The organism is Kitasatospora sp. NPDC057512 (assembly GCF_042802135.1).
In the GTDB taxonomy this organism is placed as follows: domain Bacteria; phylum Actinomycetota; class Actinomycetes; order Streptomycetales; family Streptomycetaceae; genus Kitasatospora.
Window position 1 is genome coordinate 1 of record NZ_JBHVET010001117.1, and the last position, 1,841, is coordinate 1,841.

Sequence of the window (1,841 nt, forward strand, 5' to 3'; positions counted from 1 at the left end):
CTCCAGGACCTCGGCCAGCGCGGCCGCAACCGCCCGGTCGTGCGCGGCGACCTGCTCGGCCAGCGCCGGGCTCCGGGCCGCGACCAGCCGGAACTCCAGGAACAGCAGGATCCACCCGGTCTCCGCCGGCTCGACCCGCAGCAGCGCCTCGACCAGCCGCCGGGCCCGCTCCCGCGGCGCCAGCGACTCGCAGGCGGCGGCCAGCTCCGCGAGCTCGGCCAGCCGCTGCCCTGCCTGGTCGTCGAACAGCGCCAGCAGCAGGTCCTCCTTGCTGCCGAAGTTCGAGTAGAAGGCGCCGCGGGTGTAGCCGGCGGCGGCGCAGACGTCCTCGATGCTGGTCCGGGCGAAGCCGACGGAGAGGAACAGCTCGCTCGCCGCGGCCAGCAGCCGGGCCCGGGTGTGGATGCGGCGTCTGGGTGGTCGGGTGGCGGTTTCGGCGGGGGGCGGGTTCACGGGAGAACGATACATGGTGTATTCAGTACGAGTCGTATTCAATACGAGCCGTACTGAACGAGGAGGCCGCTCCGTGAGTCGACTGCTGATCACCAACGCCCACCTGCTCCACCCCGAGGACGGCACCCGCACCGACCTCGGCTGGCTGGAGGCCGCCGACGGCCGGATCGCCGCCACCGGCACCGGCCGCCCGCCCGCCGCCGGCGAGGACGTCCGGGTCCTCGACGCGGCCGGCGGCACCGTGCTGCCCGGCCTGATCGACGCCCACGTCCACCTGCTGATCACCTCGCTCGACCTGCCCGACTTCGCGAACTGGACCCCCGGCTACGCCACCGTGCGCGCCCTCGCCGAGGCCGAGCGGATGCTGCGCCGCGGCTTCACCACCGTCCGCGACGTCGGGGGCGCCGACCACGGGATGGCCCGGGCCCTGGACGAGGGCCTGGTACCCGGCCCGCGGCTGCTGTACGGCGGCAAGGCGCTGTCCCAGACCGGCGGCCACGGCGACCTGCGCCCGCTCGGCGAGGACGCGCTGCCCTGCTGCGAGTCCCGCCCGGACTTCGCCCGGATCGCCGACGGCGTGGACGCGGTGCGCACCGCCGCCCGGGACGAGTTCCGCAAGGGCGCCCACCACCTCAAGGTGCTGCTCTCCGGCGGCGTCGCCTCCCCGCACGACGAGATCGGCGCCGTCCAGTACAGCGAGGACGAGATCCGCGCGGTCGTCGAGGAGGCCGAGAACCACAACCGCTACGTCACCGTGCACGCCTACCACCCGCGCGCGATCGACCGCGCCCTGCGGGCCGGCGTGCGCTGCGTCGAGCACGGCAACCTGCTGGACGACGGCACGATCGCCCTGCTGCTGGAGAAGGACGCCTTCCTGGTACCCACCCTGGTCGCCTACGAGGAGACCGCCAGGCTCGGTTCCGCCTCCGGCCTGCCGGCCGCCTCGCTGGGCAAGCTCGCCGAGGTCCGCGACCGGGGCCTGGAGGCGTTGGAACGCGCCCACCGCGCGGGCGTCGACATCGTCTACGGCAGCGACCTGCTCGGCCCGCTGCACCCGGCCCAGCTGGAGGAGTTCACCCTGCGCGCCCGGGTCCAGCCGGTCGCGGACGTGCTGCGCTCGGCGACCACCACGGCGGCCCGGCTGCTCGGCATGGCGGGGGAGATCGGCACCCTCGCCCCGGGCGCCCACGCGGACCTGCTGGTGCTCGACGGCGACCCGCTCGCCGACCTCACCGTCCTCACCCGGCCCGACCTCCACCCGAAGCGGGTGGTCAAGGCCGGCGTCCCGGTCTGACGGCCGGGCCGTACGGCGAGACGGCGGCCCGGCGAACCGCGAGAACGGCGGTACGGCGAAACGGCGGGCGGGCGCCCGGGGAAGACCCCGAACG

Annotated in this window: 2 protein-coding genes; one reads left to right on the forward strand and one right to left on the reverse strand. The window is 75.0% G+C overall.

Annotated features, from left to right (window positions below; genetic code table 11):
• Positions 1-453 (reverse strand): TetR/AcrR family transcriptional regulator (locus ACFU6K_RS38165; protein WP_380671134.1); only part of this gene is annotated, 453 nt, incomplete at its 3' end.
• Between the two features lie 73 nt (positions 454-526).
• Here ACFU6K_RS38165 and ACFU6K_RS38170 point away from each other — a divergent pair.
• Positions 527-1,747, forward strand: coding sequence for an amidohydrolase family protein (locus tag ACFU6K_RS38170; RefSeq protein ID WP_380671136.1), 1,221 nt, complete (start codon positions 527-529; stop codon positions 1,745-1,747).
• Positions 1,748-1,841 lie beyond the last annotated feature (94 nt).